The 17341-nt window shown below is 64.5% G+C and carries 17 protein-coding genes; 5 read left to right on the top strand and 12 right to left on the bottom strand.

Going from position 1 to position 17341, the window contains the following annotated elements; translation table 11 throughout:
- Positions 1-9: 9 nt before the first annotated feature.
- The 3 genes from FJ978_RS12310 to FJ978_RS12300 form a co-directional block, all read right to left on the bottom strand.
- A complete protein-coding gene (locus FJ978_RS12310; RefSeq protein ID WP_140572327.1) occupies positions 10-690 on the bottom strand; it encodes a GNAT family N-acetyltransferase in 681 nt (226 codons plus the stop codon).
- Complete coding sequence (locus FJ978_RS12305) at positions 687-1172, bottom strand: MarR family transcriptional regulator (protein ID WP_140572326.1); 486 nt, start codon at positions 1170-1172, stop codon at positions 687-689. The genes FJ978_RS12310 and FJ978_RS12305 overlap by 4 nt, the downstream gene beginning before the upstream one ends.
- A gap of 112 nt (positions 1173-1284) precedes the next feature.
- Positions 1285-2472 (bottom strand): NAD(P)/FAD-dependent oxidoreductase, encoded by a 1188-nt coding sequence (locus FJ978_RS12300; protein ID WP_013892075.1) that lies wholly within the window; start codon positions 2470-2472, stop codon positions 1285-1287.
- 408 nt (positions 2473-2880) lie between these two features.
- On the opposite strand from FJ978_RS12300, the gene FJ978_RS12295 reads away from it, so the two are divergent.
- Positions 2881-3918 carry a phosphatidylglycerol lysyltransferase domain-containing protein gene (locus FJ978_RS12295; RefSeq protein ID WP_140572325.1) on the top strand — a complete coding sequence of 346 codons (1038 nt, stop codon included), beginning with the start codon at positions 2881-2883 and terminating at the stop codon, positions 3916-3918.
- 67 nt (positions 3919-3985) lie between these two features.
- Here the strand turns inward: FJ978_RS12295 and FJ978_RS12290 are convergent, their stop codons facing one another.
- Positions 3986-4747, bottom strand: coding sequence for an ABC transporter permease (locus FJ978_RS12290; protein WP_013892077.1), 762 nt, complete (start codon positions 4745-4747; stop codon positions 3986-3988).
- Positions 4744-5670 carry an ABC transporter ATP-binding protein gene (locus FJ978_RS12285; protein WP_140572324.1) on the bottom strand — a complete coding sequence of 309 codons (927 nt, stop codon included), beginning with the start codon at positions 5668-5670 and terminating at the stop codon, positions 4744-4746. Before FJ978_RS12285 ends, FJ978_RS12290 begins: the two co-directional genes overlap by 4 nt.
- Before the next feature lie 528 nt (positions 5671-6198).
- On the opposite strand from FJ978_RS12285, the gene FJ978_RS12280 reads away from it, so the two are divergent.
- Together FJ978_RS12280 and FJ978_RS12275 are read left to right on the top strand one after the other, a co-directional pair.
- Positions 6199-7560, top strand: a complete 1362-nt coding sequence (locus FJ978_RS12280; protein WP_140572323.1) for a cytochrome ubiquinol oxidase subunit I — start codon at positions 6199-6201, stop codon at positions 7558-7560.
- 4 nt (positions 7561-7564) lie between these two features.
- Positions 7565-8569 carry a cytochrome d ubiquinol oxidase subunit II gene (locus FJ978_RS12275; RefSeq protein WP_140572322.1) on the top strand — a complete coding sequence of 335 codons (1005 nt, stop codon included), beginning with the start codon at positions 7565-7567 and terminating at the stop codon, positions 8567-8569.
- Positions 8570-8594: 25 nt separating this feature from the next.
- On the opposite strand, the gene FJ978_RS12270 is transcribed toward FJ978_RS12275, so the two are convergent.
- Positions 8595-11186, bottom strand: coding sequence for an AAA family ATPase (locus tag FJ978_RS12270; protein WP_246678114.1), 2592 nt, complete (start codon positions 11184-11186; stop codon positions 8595-8597).
- 222 nt (positions 11187-11408) lie between these two features.
- Here FJ978_RS12270 and FJ978_RS12265 point away from each other — a divergent pair, with 222 nt between their 5' ends.
- Positions 11409-11681: a DUF4242 domain-containing protein gene (locus tag FJ978_RS12265; protein ID WP_013892082.1), complete on the top strand. Its 273-nt coding sequence runs from the start codon at positions 11409-11411 to the stop codon at positions 11679-11681.
- A 344-nt stretch (positions 11682-12025) separates the two neighbouring features.
- Positions 12026-12529: a hypothetical protein gene (locus FJ978_RS12255; protein WP_140572320.1), complete on the top strand. Its 504-nt coding sequence runs from the start codon at positions 12026-12028 to the stop codon at positions 12527-12529.
- 233 nt (positions 12530-12762) lie between these two features.
- Here FJ978_RS12255 and msrA read toward each other — a convergent pair whose 3' ends face one another.
- From msrA to FJ978_RS12225, 6 genes are all read right to left on the bottom strand, one after another.
- On the bottom strand, positions 12763-13488 hold the full coding sequence (msrA, locus tag FJ978_RS12250) for a peptide-methionine (S)-S-oxide reductase MsrA (protein WP_140572319.1): 726 nt from the start codon (positions 13486-13488) through the stop codon (positions 12763-12765).
- A gap of 190 nt (positions 13489-13678) precedes the next feature.
- Positions 13679-13981: a hypothetical protein gene (locus tag FJ978_RS12245; RefSeq protein WP_140572318.1), complete on the bottom strand. Its 303-nt coding sequence runs from the start codon at positions 13979-13981 to the stop codon at positions 13679-13681.
- Between the two features lie 107 nt (positions 13982-14088).
- On the bottom strand, positions 14089-14793 hold the full coding sequence (locus FJ978_RS12240; RefSeq protein ID WP_140572317.1) for a DUF1223 domain-containing protein: 705 nt from the start codon (positions 14791-14793) through the stop codon (positions 14089-14091).
- A 282-nt stretch (positions 14794-15075) separates the two neighbouring features.
- A complete protein-coding gene (locus FJ978_RS12235) occupies positions 15076-15402 on the bottom strand; it encodes a hypothetical protein (RefSeq protein ID WP_140572316.1) in 327 nt (108 codons plus the stop codon).
- A gap of 274 nt (positions 15403-15676) precedes the next feature.
- On the bottom strand, positions 15677-16048 hold the full coding sequence (locus FJ978_RS12230) for an endonuclease domain-containing protein (RefSeq protein WP_140572315.1): 372 nt from the start codon (positions 16046-16048) through the stop codon (positions 15677-15679).
- Between the two features lie 95 nt (positions 16049-16143).
- A complete protein-coding gene (locus FJ978_RS12225; protein WP_140572314.1) occupies positions 16144-17208 on the bottom strand; it encodes a TadE/TadG family type IV pilus assembly protein in 1065 nt (354 codons plus the stop codon).
- Between the last annotated feature and the right edge of the window lie 133 nt (positions 17209-17341).

Genomic DNA, 17341 nt, shown 5'->3' with positions numbered 1-17341 from the left:
GGAGCTCTCCTACCCCTGGCTCTGGACGACAGCCACATTGATCGTGCTTCTCGGTTTGAAACCGATGGACTCGTAGAGCTTTATCGCGCCGGCATTGGTGACGTAGGCGTGGAGGTAAGGTATCTCGCCACGCGCAAAAATCCGATTGGCCACGAACAGGGACATCAGTCGCCCAAGGCCACCGCCGCGAAATTCCGGGTGGGAGCAGACGCCGCTGAGCTCGGTGTAACCCGGCTGCTTCATCCGCTCGCCGGCCATCGCCACCAGCCTGCCCTTAACTTTCACGCCCCAGAAGTCGCCGAGGCTCAGTGCCCCTGACGTGAACGGCCCGGGCTTGGTGAGCGACGCCAGGGCAAGCATCTCGGCTACGTCGTCCTGCGTCAGGCGTTGCACGCGCTCATCCGACACGGCCTGCAACGGTGCATCGGCGAGCATCTGGACGGCGGTCGCCGACGACGTTGCCAGGAGGCTGGCCGGAAGGGCAATCGCGTCGGCCTGAGCCATGATGACGCTCTCGCCCGGACCGACAAGGTCCGCCAATGCCTGCAGGCTTTCGGCATCGTCCGCTGCGGTGGCGGCGAAGAGGGCGATCGACGGTGAATAGCGCATGGCGAGCTTGCCGCCTTGCGCGAAAGCCCGATGCCGCGTCTCCAGTGCGCTCCAGACGGGCCGGTCGAGAACATGTTTCATTGCGCTGCGCCTTTTTTCACGCGTCGATCGAGCGGGGCCATGGCCAGGCCGTCCTCGATGGCGGCGAGTTGATCGAGAAGCGGCCCCGAAAGATCCCGGCACAGATCCGCGACGGCGCGCTCGATGCGCGGCCAGACGTCCTGCTTCGCAACGTCGACCAGGTGCTGGCCCTTCCTGGTCAGCGAGACCATCTTGCGCCGCTGGTCGCCGTCCGACTGGATGGCTTCGACCAGGCCCAACTCGGCCAGAAGCGACACGCTTCGCGTCACGCCGGGCTGCGTGAGCCCGAGCGACTGCGCCAGTTCGCCGACAGCCAATGGCCCCAGCCTGTCGAGCGCGGCCAGCAACGGGTACTGACTCGACTGAAGCGGAACCTCCAGGCCATCGAGCACGCGCTGCGCATCGGCCTGCAATTGCTCGCCTATGCGCTTCAGCCGGCTGCCCAGGCAGAGATATCCAAGGGATTGCAGAACATCTTCCATGATCAACCTGTTCGATGCATAACCATAACATGTTATATAACAAGGCAAGCGAATAGGTCAAGGCGATGGCGGGCTGACGAATACCCGGTGTTTTCCGTCGCCTCGACCTTAGTCAGCCCGACGCGGCGGATGCGGGGAAGGAGCCGGCAATTCGCCTGGTGATCGCCTTGGCCAGTATGGCGGCATTGGCGAAACAGCCGCGAATGCTCGGCCGCATGCCGGTGAACCAGAGGCCCGGCAGTTTCGGATCGGCCTCGCCGCCGTTGAAGAGCGGAACGCCCTTGTTGTCGAGCACGCCGAGATTGCCGACCATGCTCTCCAGCCCGGTGCGGTAGCCCGTCGCGGCAATGACGATGTCGGGATGGACCAGGCTGCCATTGGCGAGGATCACGCCGTCGCGGGTGAACTCCCGTATCGCCGGCACCACGACGATCTTGCCCGATTTGATGGCGTCGACGGCGCCGTCATCGGCGGCGATCGCGGTGTAGTCCGAGGTCAGGCGGCTGACGCCGCCCGACGGCGCGGGCGGCATGCCGAATTTGGTGAGGTCCCCGAAAACCAGGCGCTGTGTCGCCGCGATCACCGCATCGGCAATGCGGGTCGGCAAGCGCGCCATGAGCGGCGAAAGCCGGTGCACGGCAATCTTGCCGATCCGCTTGGGCAGAAGGGCGGGGCCGTTGCGGGCCGACAGCCAGATCGCGGACGTATCCACGTCGGCCAGATGATTGAGCGCGTCGAAGCCCGAATTGCCGGCGCCGACGACCAGCACCTTCTTGCCGGCATAGGTCGTCGCGTCGCCAAAATCCGCCGAATGGACGATCCGGCCCGCGAAGGCCTGCATGCCCTTCCACTGCGGCGTGAAGGGCTGCCTGTCGCGGCCGGTGGCGACGACGACATGACGCGCCAGGCGCGAGCCGGCGCTGGTGCGTATGGCCCAATGATCGCCCCTGAACACGATGGTCTCGACGGCAACGCCAAACTCCACCGGCAGGCGGTTCGTCTCCCTGAAATCGTTCATGTGGCGGATGACGACCTCCCTTGGCGGAAAGGCGGGTGTACCCGTGGGATAGGCAAGGCCGGGCAGCGTCGAGAGATCGCGGTGGGTGTTGAGACGCAGCTGCCGGTGCCGCCGATGCCAGGGCTCGGCCAGCCGGCTTTCCTTTTCCAGGATCGAGGTCGGCACGCCGGCCTTCATCAAAGCCTGTGCGACAGCCAGTCCGGCGGCGCCGGCGCCAATGACGATTGCCGGCTCGACCGCCGCCACCTGTTCCATCATCTGTCTGGTTGTCGTATCAGCCATTCATTCTTCGGTCCCATTCAACCACTATAGCATCCCCGCAACGCTCGCAGGGCGCTGTAACCGTCTGATCGCGGGCAGGATCCCCCGATACAGCGGATCGGCAGCGATTTTCGAGGCCCGCGCCAAGCTGCGGCTGCGCTCCGGAGCATTCCACCGCCACGCCGGCCGGAGCCGATTGCCGGCTTCTGTCCCAATACATCGCGCCCTATATGGCATATCGGCGGCATCGGCGATAATCAGGTCGCGGCAATGTGATTGATTCGAGGTCCGGGGGCGGATCCCGTTACCGACGCAGGAATTCGAAACCGGCAACCGATTTCGGCTTCCCGCGAAAAAACAAGGCGCCGTGGCGCGTCCTGCGTGTCGACAGACACGTCGCGCCACAGACGGCACGCGGAAATCTCGACCATGCCCTCCTTGCGGATCTATTTCGACAAAATCCTCGAGGGCGCCTCGCCCAAGGTCGAGCGCCAGGAACTGACGCATGTCGAACGCCTGGCGATCGTGCGCCGCCACGGCGACTTCTCGCTCGCCTATTCCACCGCCGTGCAAGCGAAGCTCTCCTATTTTGGCGACGCCGACGGCTACATCGCCTTCGGCACCAAGATGAAGCATCATTTCGCGCTTGGCGACCCGGTGGCGGCGCCGGCCCGGCGGCCCGACTACATCAGGCGCTTCGTCGAGACCGCCGGCGACCCGTGGTTCGTGCAGATCGGCGAAGAGACCGCACGCGTGCTGGCCGGGCTCGGCTACAAGGTCAACCGGCTGGGCATCGACACTCGCCTTGTCCTGCCCGAACATGATTTTTCCGGCAAGCGCAATGAGACCGTGCGCTATTCCGAACGCTGGCTTTTAAAAAAGGGCTTTTCGTTCGACGAGGACAAACGCACGATCCATCTCGACGAGATACAGCGGCTCTCCGACAATTGGCGCGGCGACCGCATCGTCAAGCGCTGGGAAATGGGGTTCCTCAACCGTCCGTTTTACGATCAGCTCGGCACCGACATGCGCCGCTTCGTCCTGCATGGCCCGGACGGCGACCTTATTGCGTTGCTCGATTTCGATCCGATATGTCGCGACGGCAAGATCATCGGCTACACCACAGCCTTCAAGCGCAAGCATACCGATGCCTCGCCGCACGCCGAGATCGGCCTGACCAAATTCGCGGTCGACCGTTTTCGCGAGGAAGGCATCTCAGTGGTCACGCTTGGCCTGTCGCCGCTTGTCGACGTGACCCCGAGCGGGTTTGCCGAAAGCGATTTCTGGCGCAACACCTTCCAGCGCGCCTATTCGTCGCCATGGGTCAACCGCCGCAGGTTCAACCTGCAGGGCCAGGCGGCCTTCAAGCGCCGTTTCCATGGCGTCGAAGAGCCGGTCTATGTCGCCTTCCGCGAGGGGACCTATATCGAGATGCTGGGGCTGCTGCGGCTGGTCAAGGCGATCTAGGTCTGCCGGTATTCAAGTGATGCCGGCCCTGCCTGAATCTCGACAGACCTGCCCGTGAGTGCCCGCGTCAATTCCTCAGCCGATAACCCGTCCGGAAGATCCAGGCGACGATCGCTATGCAGACGGCCAGGAACACCAGCGTCATGCCGAGGCTGACGCCGACCGAGACGTCGGCCTTGCCGTAAAAACTCCAGCGGAAGCCGCTGATCAGATACACCACCGGGTTGAACAGCGTGATCGTCTTCCAGATGCCGGGCAGCATGTGGATCGAATAGAAGCTGCCGCCGAGGAAGGTCAGCGGGGTGACGATCAGCAGCGGCACCAGCTGCAGCTGCTCGAAGCTTTTAGCCCAGATGCCGATGATGAAGCCGAACAGGCTGAACGTCACCGCCGTCAGGATCAGGAAGGCGAGCATCCAGAACGGGTGTTCGATGTGCAGCGGCACGAACAGCGAGGCGGTGGCCAGGATGATCAGGCCGAGGATGATCGATTTGGTGGCCGCGCCGCCGACATAGGCGATGACGATCTCCAGATAGGAGACCGGCGCCGACAGAAGCTCGTAGATCGAGCCGACGAATTTGGGGAAGTAGATGGCGAAGGAGGCGTTGGAGATCGACTGCGTCAGAAGCGACAGCATGATCAGGCCGGGCACGATGAAGGCGCCATAGCTGATGCCGTCGATTTCGGTGATGCGCGAGCCGATGGCCGAGCCGAAGACGACGAAATAGAGCGATGTCGAGATGACCGGCGAGACGATGCTCTGCAGCACGGTGCGAAAGGCACGTGCCATTTCCATCCGGTAGATCGCCCATACCGCGCGGAGGTTCATGCCTCCCTCCTCACCAGATTGACGAAGATCTCCTCGAGCGAAGAGTTTTGCGTGTCGATGTCGCGGAACTGGATGCCGCCGGCCTCGAGGTCGCGGATCAGCGAGGCGACGCCCGGCCGCTCGGCCTGGTTGTCATAGGTGTAGGTCAATTGCGCGCCATCCGGCGACAGCTCCAGCGCATAGTGCGAGAAGGCTTCCGGGATCGTTGCCAGCGGATTGCGCAGTTCCATCACCAGCCGCTTGCGGCCGAGCTTGCGCATCAGTTCGGCCTTGTTCTCGACCAGGATGATCTCGCCGCGGTTGATGACGCCGACACGGTCGGCCATCGCCTCGGCCTCCTCGATGTAGTGGGTGGTGAGGATGATGGTGACGCCGTCCTCGCGCAGGCGGCGCACCATCGCCCACATGTCCTGGCGCAATTCGACATCGACGCCGGCGGTCGGCTCGTCGAGGAACAGGATGCGCGGCTCATGCGACAGCGCCTTGGCGATCATCAATCGCCGCTTCATGCCGCCCGAGAGCGTGATCGCCTTGGCGTCCTTCTTGTCCCACAGCGACAGGTCCCGCAGCACCTTCTCGACAAAGGCGTGGTTTGCCGGCTTGCCGAACAGGCCGCGGCTGTAATTGACCGTCGCCCAGACGCTCTCGAAGGCGTCGATGGTCAGTTCCTGCGGCACAAGGCCGATCAGGCTGCGCGCGGCGCGGTAGTCCTTGCCGATGTCGTGGCCGTCGACGGTGACCGTGCCGGTCGAGCGGTTGACGATGCCGCAGACGATCGAGATCAGCGTCGTCTTGCCGGCGCCATTGGGGCCGAGCAGCGCGAAAATCTCGCCGCGCTGGATGTCGAGATTGACTTCCTTGAGCGCCGTGAAGCCGGTGGCGTAGGTCTTGGAGACCCCGGAAATGGACAGGATGGAGGGCATGGGTGAAAAAGGCTGCTTGAAAGAGGTTCCCTGATATAGGCCGAATGTCGTTGCGTGCAACCGGAAGTCAATGGCCCTGCTGACAGTTCTGGACAAAGACGCGCCGTCGCATTGGCCTCCCCTTTGTTTTTCTGCACGTCGTTCTCCCAAACCGAGATCGGTTTGGGGCGGCATGCATTAGCAAGACAGTGCCGGCCCGGGCGAGCCAGCAGTGGATGCGGCTGGACAGTGCCTGTTCGTGCGAAAGGAGCTTCCGGTCTAACGCTCGCTGGCTGTTCTTGACGTAGAATTTGCCGTCAGCCGCCAGCAAGCGCCGCCGATCGGCGTGTGCGCGAAGCCGTGATCAGTCTGAAGATGCGCAAGTTCGCGGACGCGCCTGGCGAGGTGCCCGAAACGAACGGCGTAGAGCCGCGCATGCGTCATATTGGCGGGGCGCTGCGGCGTTCCGCCTCGCGGCGGGACGCCGCTTTGACCGACCGGCGCGACGGGCCTATCCTTCGCGAATATTGGAAGCTGCCGGAGCCTGCCATGGACCCGCTCATACTATCGCGCATGCAGTTCGGCGCGAATATTTCGTTCCACATATTGTTTCCCGCGATCACCATTGCGCTTGGCTGGGTGCTGCTGTTCTTCAAGCTGCGCTACAACGCGACCAGTGATTCCGCCTGGATGCGGGCCTATTTCACCTGGGTGAAGGTGTTCGCGCTGTCCTTCGCCATGGGCGTGGTCTCGGGCGTCACCATGAGCTTCCAGTTCGGCACCAACTGGCCGGGCTACATGGAAACGGTCGGCAACATCGCCGGGCCGCTGCTGGCTTACGAGATCCTCACCGCCTTCTTCCTGGAGGCGGCCTTCCTCGGCATCATGCTGTTCGGCTTCCGCCGCGTGTCGAACCGCATCCATACGCTGGCGACGGTGCTGGTGGCCGGCGGCACCACCGTCTCCGCCTTCTGGATCATCGCGCTCAATTCCTGGATGCAGACGCCGGCCGGCTTCGAGATGATCGACGGCAAGGCGCACGCCGTCGACTGGTGGGCGATTGTCTTCAATCCGTCGATGCCCTACCGGCTGGTGCACATGCTGCTGGCGTCGGGCCTGACGGTATCGTTCCTGATCGCCGGCCTGTCGGCGCTGCGCTACCTCTATGGCGATCGTTCGGAATCGATGTGGAAGGCGCTGCGCACCGGCGTCTTCACCGCCGCGATCCTGATCCCGATCCAGATCCTTGCCGGCGACCAGCATGGGCTGAACACGCTGGAACACCAGCCGCAGAAGATTGCCGCGATGGAGGCCAACTGGAACACCGGGCCCAACGTGCCGCTGGTCCTGTTCGCACTGCCCGACGAGGCGGCAAAGGAAAACAAATTCGAGATCACGATTCCGGATGGGGCCAGTCTGATCTTGCGGCACTCGACCGGCGGCGTGGTGCCGGGGCTGAACGACTATCCCGGCAATCATCCGCCGGTCTTTCCGATCTTCTGGAGCTTCCGCATCATGGTCGGCACCGGCATTTTGATGCTTGTCGTCTCGTGGTCGGCCGCCTTTTTCCTCAAGCGCCGCCACAGCCTGCCGAAACCGCTCGCCTTGCTGATGGTGCCGATGGCGCTGTCGGGCTGGCTGGCGACGCTGGCCGGCTGGTACACCACAGAGATCGGCCGCCAGCCCTGGCTGGTGACGGGCGTGCTGAAGACCGCCGATGCCGTCGGTCCGGTCGCCGGCAGCCATGTCGCGCTGACGCTCGCCATCTATCTCATTCTCTACGTGCTTTTGCTGATCGCCTATCTCGGCGTGCTGGTGCATCTGGCGCTGAAGGCGGCGAAGGACGGCGATAGATCGCCGCTGCCGGGCGTGCTCAACGCACCGATGTCGCAGCCGGCGGCGGGGGAGTGAGAAAATGACCTATGACTGGCCAACCCTGCTTCCCCTGATCTTCGCCGGCCTGATGGGCCTCGCCATCCTGATCTACGTCATTCTCGACGGTTTCGATCTCGGCATCGGCATCCTGTTCGCAGCCGCCGAGGACGCCGAGCAGGACACGATGATCGCCGCGATCGGTCCGTTCTGGGACGCCAACGAGACCTGGCTTGTGCTGGCCGTCGGCCTGCTGCTGGTCGCCTTCCCGATGGCGCATGGCGTCATCCTGACCGCACTTTACATCCCGGTGTTCGTGCTTCTGGTCGGGCTGATCCTGCGCGGCGTCGCCTTCGATTTCCGCGCCAAGGTGCCGACCGAGCGCAAGCACCGCTGGAACCGTATTTTCCTCCTGGGATCCATCATCGCCTCCTTGGCGCAGGGCTATATGCTGGGCGTCTATGTGCTCGGCCTCGATGTCGGCCTGGGCGGCATGGCGTTCGGCGTGCTGGTGGCGTTCTGCCTGGCCGCCGCCTACGCGGCGATGGGCGCGGCCTGGGTGATCTACAAGACCGAAGGCGATCTGCAGAAGAAGGCGGTGCGCTGGCTGCGCACCGCGCTGGTACTGACCGCGCTCGGCATGGCGGCGGTGTCGCTGGCGACGCCGTTTGCCAGCCCGCGCATCTTCGACAAATGGTTCGTGTGGCCGCAGATGCTGTATCTGTCGCCGCTGCCTATCCTGTCGGCGCTGCTGTTCCTGTGGCTGTGGCGGCAGACCTTCCATCTGCCCAAGCCCGACGACCGCCATGCGCTGACGCCGTTCCTGACCTTGGCCGCGATCTTCGTGCTCGGCTTTGCCGGCCTTGCCTGGTCGTTCTACCCGTTCGTGGTGCCCGACAGACTGACCATCTGGCAGGCGGCCTCGGCGCCGGAAAGCCTGGCCATCATCCTGGTCGGCACCGTGGTGGTGCTGCCGATCATCATCTTCTATTCCTTCTATGCCTACCGCGTGTTCGGCGGCAAGGCGACGGATTTGACCTACGACTGAGGCACCGTTGCCGGTTGCTGGAGTTTCAGATCAGTCCGGAATCGCGTGCCGCCGCCGTCGCCTCGCCACGGGAAATGGCGTCCAGTTTTCCCAGAACCGCCGAGACATGGTGATCGACCGTCTTCGGCGAAATGGCGAGGTGCTCGGCAATCCGCTTGTTGGAGAGGCCGCGCTCGATCAGTTGCAGCACTTCCATCTGGCGCTGCGTCAGGCCGGCGCTGTTGGCGCGCGTGGTCTGGCGCGGACCGCGCGCGATGTTGTTGACGCCGTTGCGCCGCATGATCTCGCGCACCTTATGGGCCACCGCCCCGGCGCCGAGGCGCTCGAAAATCTCCAACGCCGACCGCTGCGCCGGCTCGTCGCCCTGCAGCAACGCGAGCCCGCGCTCGAAGGAAGCGCCCATTCCCGCCCACACATCAGCCGCCCCCCGCCAGTTGCCGCACAGCAGCATCCGGTAGGGTTCGGCCATGCCCGTGGTGTCGCCGGGGTCGCAATCCGGCGCCAGCACCTGCCGCCAGCAGGCCAGTTCGGCGAACACGGCCCGCGTCGGCGACAGGCTCTCGGCCGCGTCGATCAGGTCCAGCGCCTCGTCCGTGTCGGCCTGCCCGAGCCATGCCCGCTCGGCCATCAGCAACGCATAGGGCGCCAGCCTTTGCAGTTCCCCGCCCCTTTCCAGGAAGCGCATCATCTCCTCGAAGAGCGGCCCGGTTCCGGAGTCGCCGCGCCGGACGCGTAATTTGGCCAGCGCCACCACGGCGGGATAGCGCACAAGAGCCGTCGCCTGGTCATTGGCAAGCAGGTCGAGCGCCTCGGCCTCCGCCAAATCCCATTGCCCCTGACGCAGCCGCAGCTGGGCCAGCACGCCGCGCATGTAATCGCGCCAGGTGACGAGGTCGTTTTCGACGCAGTAGTTGATGCCGCGCTCGAGCAGGGATCGCGCCTCGCTATAGCCGAGCTGGTTCATCTCGACACAGGCGCTGTTGGTGAAGGCGCGCGCCGCGTGCTCCTGAAAATTCTGCTCGATGGCGATTTCGAGGCTTTGGGCGAGGCGCTGGCGGCCGCTGGCCAGATCCAGCCATTGCTCGGCGGAGCCGACATTGTTGAGGGCGTGGCAGAAGATGTCGGGCCGGTCGAGCAGCCCGGCCAGCTTGATCGCCTTGTCTCCCAGCGACAATGCCTCGTCGAGCCTTTCGGACAGCATCGCCAACTGCGAGAGATTGGAATAGGCCATCGCCAGTTCCGGGCCGGCGGGCGCGGTCTCCAGCAACGCGACCGCCTGGGCGCCTAGCAGATCCGCGGTCTTCCGATCCCCGAGCAGATAGGCGAAGCGTGACAGGCACCTGAGGCTGTTGCCTTCCTTCAGCACGTTGCCCAGGTCGCGCTGCAGCTTGCGCGCGTGTTCCTGCGCCGCGATGGCGTCGTCGATGCGGCCGATCAAGTGGCATTCGAAGGCATATTGCTCGTAGAGCGCGGCACGCTCTTCGGCCGGCAGGCCGTCCGCCTGGCGCAAGGCGACTTCATAGTAGCCGGCGGCGTCGCGATGGGCGCCAACCCTTGACGCCTCGCGCGCCGCGAGCGGCGCCAACTCCCGCACCACCTCGAAATTGCTTGCCTCGACCGCGTGATGCACCAGACGCGCGGTGGCGATGTCTCCCCGTTCGAGCAGCGCCGACAGAGCCCGCTGGTTGAACTGCCGCCTGTGGCTGGTCGTCAGCGTCATCTCGATGGCGCGGCGGGCGATCTCATGGCGGAAAGCATAGGCATCGCCCAGATCGTCCAGCAGCCCGTTCGACACGCATTCGGCAAGCTGGCCGGCGCTAGCGACGCCGCACAGGCCCTGCAGGGCCCAGGCGTCGGCACGGCGCGGAAACACCGACACCGCGTCCAGCATCGAACGCGCGCCGGCGGACAGGCGCTCGGCGCGCGCCAGCACGGCGTCGCGCACACTGGCGGGCGGCATCGTCTCGTTGTCGGCGCACAAAAGTTCGGTGACGAAAAAGGCGTTGCCGGCGGTGGCCCGGTAGATGGCCTCGCCATCGCGCCCGGCGCTCGCGGCCAGCGACCGCACCGCGGCCTCGCTCAGCAACGGCACCTCGATGCGGGTAATGCTACCCGCCGGAATTTCGCCCAGCGCCCGGCGTACGCGCATCTGGCCTTCGCTGCGGTCGGTGCGCGCCGTCAGGAGCAGCAGGATGTGGGTGTTGGCAATCCGCCGGCCGAGGAACCTGATGAAATCGAGGGTCGCGTCGTCGGCCCAGTGCAGGTCCTCGATCACCAGCAATGTTGGCCGGCCCTTGCTCTCGAACACTGCGAGGGCGTCGGAAAACAGGGGCAGTCTTTGGCCCTGCCGGGCGTCGATCGCCTGCGGCAGCGGCCATTGCGCCTCTCGCGCCAGATCGTAGAGCGGGCCAAGCGGATCAGGGATCGACAGGTCCTCGCAGGCGCTGCGCAGGATGCGCGCCCGCTCGCCGGCCTCGGCGATGAAGGACTCGACAAGCGCCGATTTGCCGGCGCCCGCCTCGCCCGACAAGGCCGCTACGTGGCCGTGGCCGCGCGTGGCTTCCGCCAACAGGCCGTCCAGGTGCTCCAGCTGTGTCTGCCGTTCCAGAAGCATCATCATCCGCTCGATTGTGGCCTGATTTGCCGTCGCGTCGCGTTCAGCCGTCACTATAGGTGGGTTCGGTATCCGCTGTGTGGCTCCGGACAACCAACGTTGCAAACATGGGGAATCGTCCCGGCAAATATGGGGAATGGTTCCGATGCGCGGGCTTGGCGAGCGTGATCAAAGGCCCCAGCGCTCGAAACCGAGTGTCGAATCCATGAAAAAGGGAAACCCGATATGCCTCGCTATGTTGTTGAACGTACTTTTCCGGATGGTCTCAACGTGCCGATGAATGAAGCCGGCGCCGATGCGATGGGCGGCGTCATCATGCGCAACGCCGAGAAGGGCGTCACCTGGGTGCAGTCCTTCGTCTCGGCCGACAAGAAGCAGAGTTTCTGCGTCTATGACGCGCCCTCCCCGGAGGCGATCCGCGCCACCGCCCAGAAGAACATGCTGCCGGTCGACAAGATCACGGAGGTGCGGGTTCTTGACCCTTACTTTTACCGTTGAGCCCGACGATGAGCATCCAACTGCCCTTCGCGGCCATGGTGGCTTGCCTGACCACGCGTCCAGCGAGGTGTCGGCGGCTTCGAGACCAGTCGGACGCGGCCCGTTATTGGGCCGGGTTCTGCGGTGGCTTGCCTCATTGCTGTTCCCATCATTGCGCCCGCGTCGGCGCCGGCTGCCTCCGCAGGACGACTATCTGAGACGCGACATCGGCCTGCCGGAGCTCGTGGAGCTGCCGCCGCAATACTGGGACTTCACCCGGTTCGACCGCTGATCCAGCCAGATCCGACTTCGCAGCAGGAGCGGCAGGCCGCTCCTGTGCACCCTCAACAATGAATGGAGAGAAAATGAACATCCATCTGTGGACCAAGCACCTCATCAACCTGTCGGTCCTGTCGATCGCGGCAACGGCGGCGAGTGCCCATGACAGCGGCGGGCTCGATGCGAAGGTGCGGGCGGCCAACAGCCGCTTCGAGAGCGTCTTGACCGCCGTCGGCGAAGGCTACGCGCCGATCCCTTGCGCCAGCGGCATCACCGGCGGCGCCATGGGCATCCATTATGTCAACGCGGCCTACCTGAAGGACGATGCGGTCGATCTGGCAAAGCCCGAGGCCGTGATGTACGAGCCGATGGCCAACGGCAAGCTGCAGCTGGTGGCGGTGGAATACATCACCTCGAAAGGGCCGGCCTCGCTCGAAGGCCAGCTGTTCAATTTCGACAGCGCGCCCAACCGCTATGGCCTTGGACCGTTCTACGAGCTGCATGTCTGGGCGTGGAAGAAGAACCCGACCGGCACCTTCGCCGACATGAACCCGAACGTGTCGTGCGACGCGGTGACGATGAGCGACTGAACCGGAATGCCGGCATCGCGCCCGGCTCCATCGCTTGTCTGACGCTTTTCCTGGAATTGCTTCAGCCCTGGTGTGGGACGATCCCAAGCGTGCCCACGCCAGGCCAAGGACCGATCGGCGTCAGCCCATATACTGGGCTGGGGGCGGGTGGCCTACCGGTTGGTCCCGGGGCGCGGGGAGTGTTAGCTCCCCGCGCAAACCTTCATCCGTTTGCCTGCAAACCGCTGGATGCCTCAGTTGCTGGCGGCCTGCACCAGCACCGGCTTCTCGCTGTAGAGATTGGGAAACAGCGCCTTCAGGTTCGCCACCTTGGGCAGGTCGTTGTAGACGATGTAGGGATAGGTCGGGTTCAGCGTCAGGAAGTCCTGGTGGTAGTTCTCGGCCGGGTAGAAGGTCTTGCCGGTCTCGATCGTGGTGACGATCGGCTTGGGATACAGCTTGGCCTGGTCGAGCTGGGCGATGTAGCTCTGCGCGATCTTCTTTTGCGCGTCGTTTTCGGCGAAGATCGTCGAGCGGTACTGGGTGCCGGAATCCGGACCCTGGTAGTTGAGCTGGGTCGGGTTGTGGGCGACCGAGAAATAGACCTGCAGCAGCTGGCCATAGGTGACCTTCGACGGATCATAGGTGATCTCGACGGATTCGGCGTGGCCGGTGCGGCCGGAGCCGACCGTCTCGTAGACGGCGTCGTCCTTGGCGCCGCCGGTGTAGCCGGAAACGGCCATGCTGACGCCCTTGACGTGCTGGAACACGCCCTGCACGCCCCAGAAGCAGCCGCCGGCGAAGATTGCCTTTTCGCTGCCGCCGGCGGCCTTCTCGTCCATTGCGGGCGGCGGGATCACCACGGCGTCCTCCGCCGAGACGGCCGGCGTCAGCCAGAAGGTGGCGCCCGCCGCGGCGAGCGCCAAGGCTGCCAGCGCGCCCCTGACAAAGCCGATCGAACGGTTCTTGGTGTTGATCATGGTTGCACTCCTTATGGCTTGCATTGGGACCAGTCTATTGGATCAGATACGACGGCGCGATCCGTGAGTTGCGGAATGGGCTCACATTCATGTGCGCCATGCACTTGCCGGACATGCACTTTACGAGAACTCCAGGGACTGTCCCCGGCTGGACAGGGAGCCCGCCAGGGACAGCGGCCACGGCCAATGTTCAGTTGGCCGGAGCCATGGCATCCCCCGCCGGCTTCATCGCGTCGGCAGCGGGTTTCATGGCGTCCGCCGCCGGCTTCATGGCGTTGTCGGCGGGCTTCATGGCGTTGGTGGCCATCGGATCGGCCGGCTTCATCGCATCGGTTGCCGGCTTCATGGCATCGGCGGCGGGCTTCATCGCATCGGCGGCTGGCTTCATCGCGTTGGTGGCGTCGTCGGCGCGGGCGATGCCACCGGCCAGCAGTGCCGTCGAGCATAGAGCGAGAGCGAGCGCCGGCAGCGTCAGGCGGGAAAGAACGGTCATGGTGGTCTCCTTGGGTGGGCTCGCGCTTCGGCGGCCGGGGTCTTGCGGCGCCGCTCGTGCGGCGTTGCGCAAATTCTGCGGGAGCGGGATCTTCGCTCCGGTGAACTCTAGTTGGTCGCCGCGGCCAGGATCGGCCCGCCGCCCGGCGATTGCACCAGCACGGCGGTGCTCAAGTCGCCGGAAGCCGCCGGCAGATCGAGCGCGGTGGCGTCACCGGTCCAGCTGCCGAGCCTTGTCAGCGCATGCACGACATTGGCGTGGGGCAGCGTGCGGCCGGTGTTTTCGCCGCGCGCCACCGGCACCTCGACGACGCCCTTGGTGTAGCGCACCAGCCAGACATCGGCCTTGCCGCCCGGCGCCGAACCGGCGCCGATCACCGCCTTGCCGCCATCGAGCGACAGCGACGGGCCCTTGGTGTGGCCGGCGCTGGAAATCAGGCGCTGGATTTCGCCGGACGCGGCGCCGACGCCATCGGCATGGCCATTGACCACCACTTGCGGCGTGAACGGCCCGTCGCGACCGAGCGCCGGCTCGTAGCGGACCTGGCGCTGGGTGAATTCCTGCCTGCCGAACGTGTCCTTCCAGCCGAGATAATCCCAGTAGGTGACGTTGAAGGACAGCGCCAGCACACCGGGCTGGTCCTTGACCTTGATGAGGTTGGCGTTGGCCGGCGGGCAGGACGAACAGCCCTGGCTGGTGAACAGCTCGACCACGGTGAGCGGCTGCGCGGCCGCCGCGCCAAGGCAAGCTGTGAGCGCAAGCGCGCCCAGGCTGGACAACAGGGCGAACCTTCCGGCTGGTGATCTCGGCATCGACTTTGCTCCGTGGGGACGGCGCTGCGATGCGCCGCCGATATCCCCACTTCGCCGCCGCCACGAGCTTCGTTACAGCGCTCACCGGTTCGTGATCGTGGGCTGGAGTTTTTCCCTTCTCCCCTTGCGGGAGAAGGTGGATCGGCGCGCAGCGCCGAGACGGTTGAGGGGTGCGCGAAGGATCTCCGTCTTGGCCAAGCTGGGGCACCCCTCATCCGACCTCGCTTCGCGAGGCCACCTTCTCCCGCAAGGGGAGAAGGAAGAGGCAGCCATTACTCAGGCTTATGCGAACTGCCCAAAACGCCACAATGGCGTGTAGTGCATGATCGGCCGCTCAAACGTCGCGCCTTCCGCGACAAATCGTTTTCCAGCATCCAGCATGGGCTGGAAGGTATCGAGTTGCCTGGCATGCTCCAGCGTGTCCCACACACTGGTGTTGATCAGCGACGATGTCGCTTCGTCCGCGCCAGCGTAGAAGTCCAGCAGCCCGGGCATGGCCTCGATGCCGGGCCGCAGCGCTGCCTCGGCGTCCAGCATCATCCTTCGCAACAGCGCGAACTTCGCGGCATCGCAACGCAAAATGGACACACGCAGCACGGGGCCTGACATCGCGTTCTGCTCCAAGAGCCGACATACCGGCATGTTAGGCCATGCGGACCCACGCCGCCAATACCCCGCCGCTTCGTTACAGCGCTCACCGGTTTGTGATCGGAGCTGGAGTTCTTCCTTCTCCCCTTGTGGGAGAAGGTGGATCGGCGCGCAGCGCCGAGACGGATGAGGGGTGTTCCAGCGGAGTGAGACGTCGGCGCCAAGCTGGAGCACCCCTCATCCGTCGCCTTCGGCGACACCTTCTCCCACAAGGGGAGAAGGGAAGAAGGCGCTCCTATCGCCAAGGCTGCAAACTCCTGTCCCCCGCATAGGCGATGATCGTGTCGCAGACGGCGTTCATGTCTCTCAGGATATCGTCGTTCCAGAAGCGCAGGATGCGAAAACCCTTCGCCTCGAGCTCTCTCTTGCGGATCCGGTCGGTTTCCGAGTCCGCATGCTGGCTGCCGTCGATCTCGATGATCAGCCGAGCTTCGGGGCAAACGAAATCGGCAACATATTTTCCGATTGGCATTTGACGCCGGAATTTTATCCGATCGAGCCTGCGGTCGCGCAGTTCCTGCCAAAGCTTGGCTTCCGCTTCCGTCACGTCGCGCCGGAGCGAACGGGCAAAATTGCGCTTGGCGGGGGCGACGGGTTGATGCGGCATGGGGCCAGATTAGTCCGCCGCAGCGCTCCGTCCAGCGCCCCCCTCTGTCGCCTTTGGCGACATTTCCCCCCTTGAGGGGGGAGATCGGCTGCCTCCTACTGCGTCAGTGCCGTGGCCGAGGGCCGCTTGTTGAAGTCGCATTTGCCGGTGACGTTGTAGAAGAAGTCGGCGTTGCTGACCGGCGCCGGGACCGGGTTGCCGCCGTCTTCCCAGGCCTGGTAGCTTGTCGCGCCGCAGGGCACGATGCTGAAGATATCGACGGTCTGACCGGTCGCGGTCTCGGTCAGACTGTTCGCGTATGCCCCGTTATAGAGCCGGTTGGATGTCGCCGGATCGTTCGACATCAGCTTCTTCGGGTTACCCGACGGCACGTCCATCTGCAGATAGAGGCCGCCCATCGTGCTGACATCGACCGCCGCGCCGGCGCTATTGGCCGGGTACATCGTATCGACACAGTAATATTTCGTGCCGCTCGCGTCGGTCTTGAGGGTCACGCCGGTGGGCGGATTGTTGCCGACGGTGCAGACCTGGTTCTGAACCAAGGTGGTGACGGTTTTCCCGGTTGAATCGGTGGTGAGGACGCTGACGTTGGTGGTGCCGTAGCCCTTGGGGTCCTTGGTGTTGCCATAGGTGTAGTCGATCGTCATCAGCGGCTTGGCCACAGTCGCACCGAATTGCGTGCCGTAGAGCGTCATCGTCTTGTTCCAGTAACCCGACACCCCGGTGACCTTGAAGGTCGCGTTTACCAGCGACGGCGGCTTGCTGACCGCCGACACGACGGCAACCGGCACGGTGTCGATCCTGGCGATTTTCATGAAAATGGTCGGCATGGCGAAACTTGCCGTGGCCCGGGCGGTGGCGGCGGCGGTGGTGGTACCAGCCACAAAGCTGTTCAGCGTCGCGGTGCCTTGTCCGCCGTTGGCGATGAAGGAATCCTGCAGCGCCGCCTGGCGCTGCGCCAGCGTCGAGGTGGTATCCATGGTTGTGATCGACAGCAGCGCCGCATCCAGCGCCTGCTGCTGGTTGGACCGGGTCTGGACCGCGCTGGTATAGTCGACCGAGAAGCCGACGGCGGATATGATCGGCACCAGCATGAGAAAGAACAGCGGCATCAACGACCCGCTGCGTGAACGGGCGAACCCGCTGGCAACCCTGCGCATTTCCTAACCCCCAAGGATATTAGAGGCTGCGCAGGTACCACGCAGCCGGGAAACCAAGGTCTAACGTGATCGATCAAAGTTTAAGCATTCCTGGCCGCCGGGCCGGTATTGCGGGCTTTTTGGCGCGGCTCAC

This window comes from Mesorhizobium sp. B1-1-7 (assembly GCF_006442705.1).
Taxonomy (GTDB): Bacteria; Pseudomonadota; Alphaproteobacteria; order Rhizobiales; family Rhizobiaceae; genus Mesorhizobium; species Mesorhizobium opportunistum.
Note: the sequence above shows the minus strand (reverse complement) of the source record. Positions and strands in the feature narration are given on the sequence as shown.

Coding starts and splice junctions, on each gene's coding strand:
- FJ978_RS12275 (WP_140572322.1), top strand. CDS start 7,565: ATGACCTATGACTGGCCAACCCTGCTTCCCCTGATCTTCGCCGGCCTG.
- FJ978_RS12225 (WP_140572314.1), bottom strand. CDS start 17,208: ATGCGCAGGGTTGCCAGCGGGTTCGCCCGTTCACGCAGCGGGTCGTTG.
- FJ978_RS12255 (WP_140572320.1), top strand. CDS start 12,026: ATGAACATCCATCTGTGGACCAAGCACCTCATCAACCTGTCGGTCCTG.
- FJ978_RS12235 (WP_140572316.1), bottom strand. CDS start 15,402: ATGTCAGGCCCCGTGCTGCGTGTGTCCATTTTGCGTTGCGATGCCGCG.
- FJ978_RS12310 (WP_140572327.1), bottom strand. CDS start 690: ATGAAACATGTTCTCGACCGGCCCGTCTGGAGCGCACTGGAGACGCGG.
- FJ978_RS12295 (WP_140572325.1), top strand. CDS start 2,881: ATGCCCTCCTTGCGGATCTATTTCGACAAAATCCTCGAGGGCGCCTCG.
- FJ978_RS12300 (WP_013892075.1), bottom strand. CDS start 2,472: ATGGCTGATACGACAACCAGACAGATGATGGAACAGGTGGCGGCGGTC.
- FJ978_RS12270 (WP_246678114.1), bottom strand. CDS start 11,186: ATGATGCTTCTGGAACGGCAGACACAGCTGGAGCACCTGGACGGCCTG.
- FJ978_RS12240 (WP_140572317.1), bottom strand. CDS start 14,793: ATGCCGAGATCACCAGCCGGAAGGTTCGCCCTGTTGTCCAGCCTGGGC.
- FJ978_RS12285 (WP_140572324.1), bottom strand. CDS start 5,670: ATGCCCTCCATCCTGTCCATTTCCGGGGTCTCCAAGACCTACGCCACC.
- FJ978_RS12290 (WP_013892077.1), bottom strand. CDS start 4,747: ATGAACCTCCGCGCGGTATGGGCGATCTACCGGATGGAAATGGCACGT.
- FJ978_RS12230 (WP_140572315.1), bottom strand. CDS start 16,048: ATGCCGCATCAACCCGTCGCCCCCGCCAAGCGCAATTTTGCCCGTTCG.
- FJ978_RS12280 (WP_140572323.1), top strand. CDS start 6,199: ATGGACCCGCTCATACTATCGCGCATGCAGTTCGGCGCGAATATTTCG.
- msrA (WP_140572319.1), bottom strand. CDS start 13,488: ATGATCAACACCAAGAACCGTTCGATCGGCTTTGTCAGGGGCGCGCTG.
- FJ978_RS12265 (WP_013892082.1), top strand. CDS start 11,409: ATGCCTCGCTATGTTGTTGAACGTACTTTTCCGGATGGTCTCAACGTG.
- FJ978_RS12305 (WP_140572326.1), bottom strand. CDS start 1,172: ATGGAAGATGTTCTGCAATCCCTTGGATATCTCTGCCTGGGCAGCCGG.
- FJ978_RS12245 (WP_140572318.1), bottom strand. CDS start 13,981: ATGACCGTTCTTTCCCGCCTGACGCTGCCGGCGCTCGCTCTCGCTCTA.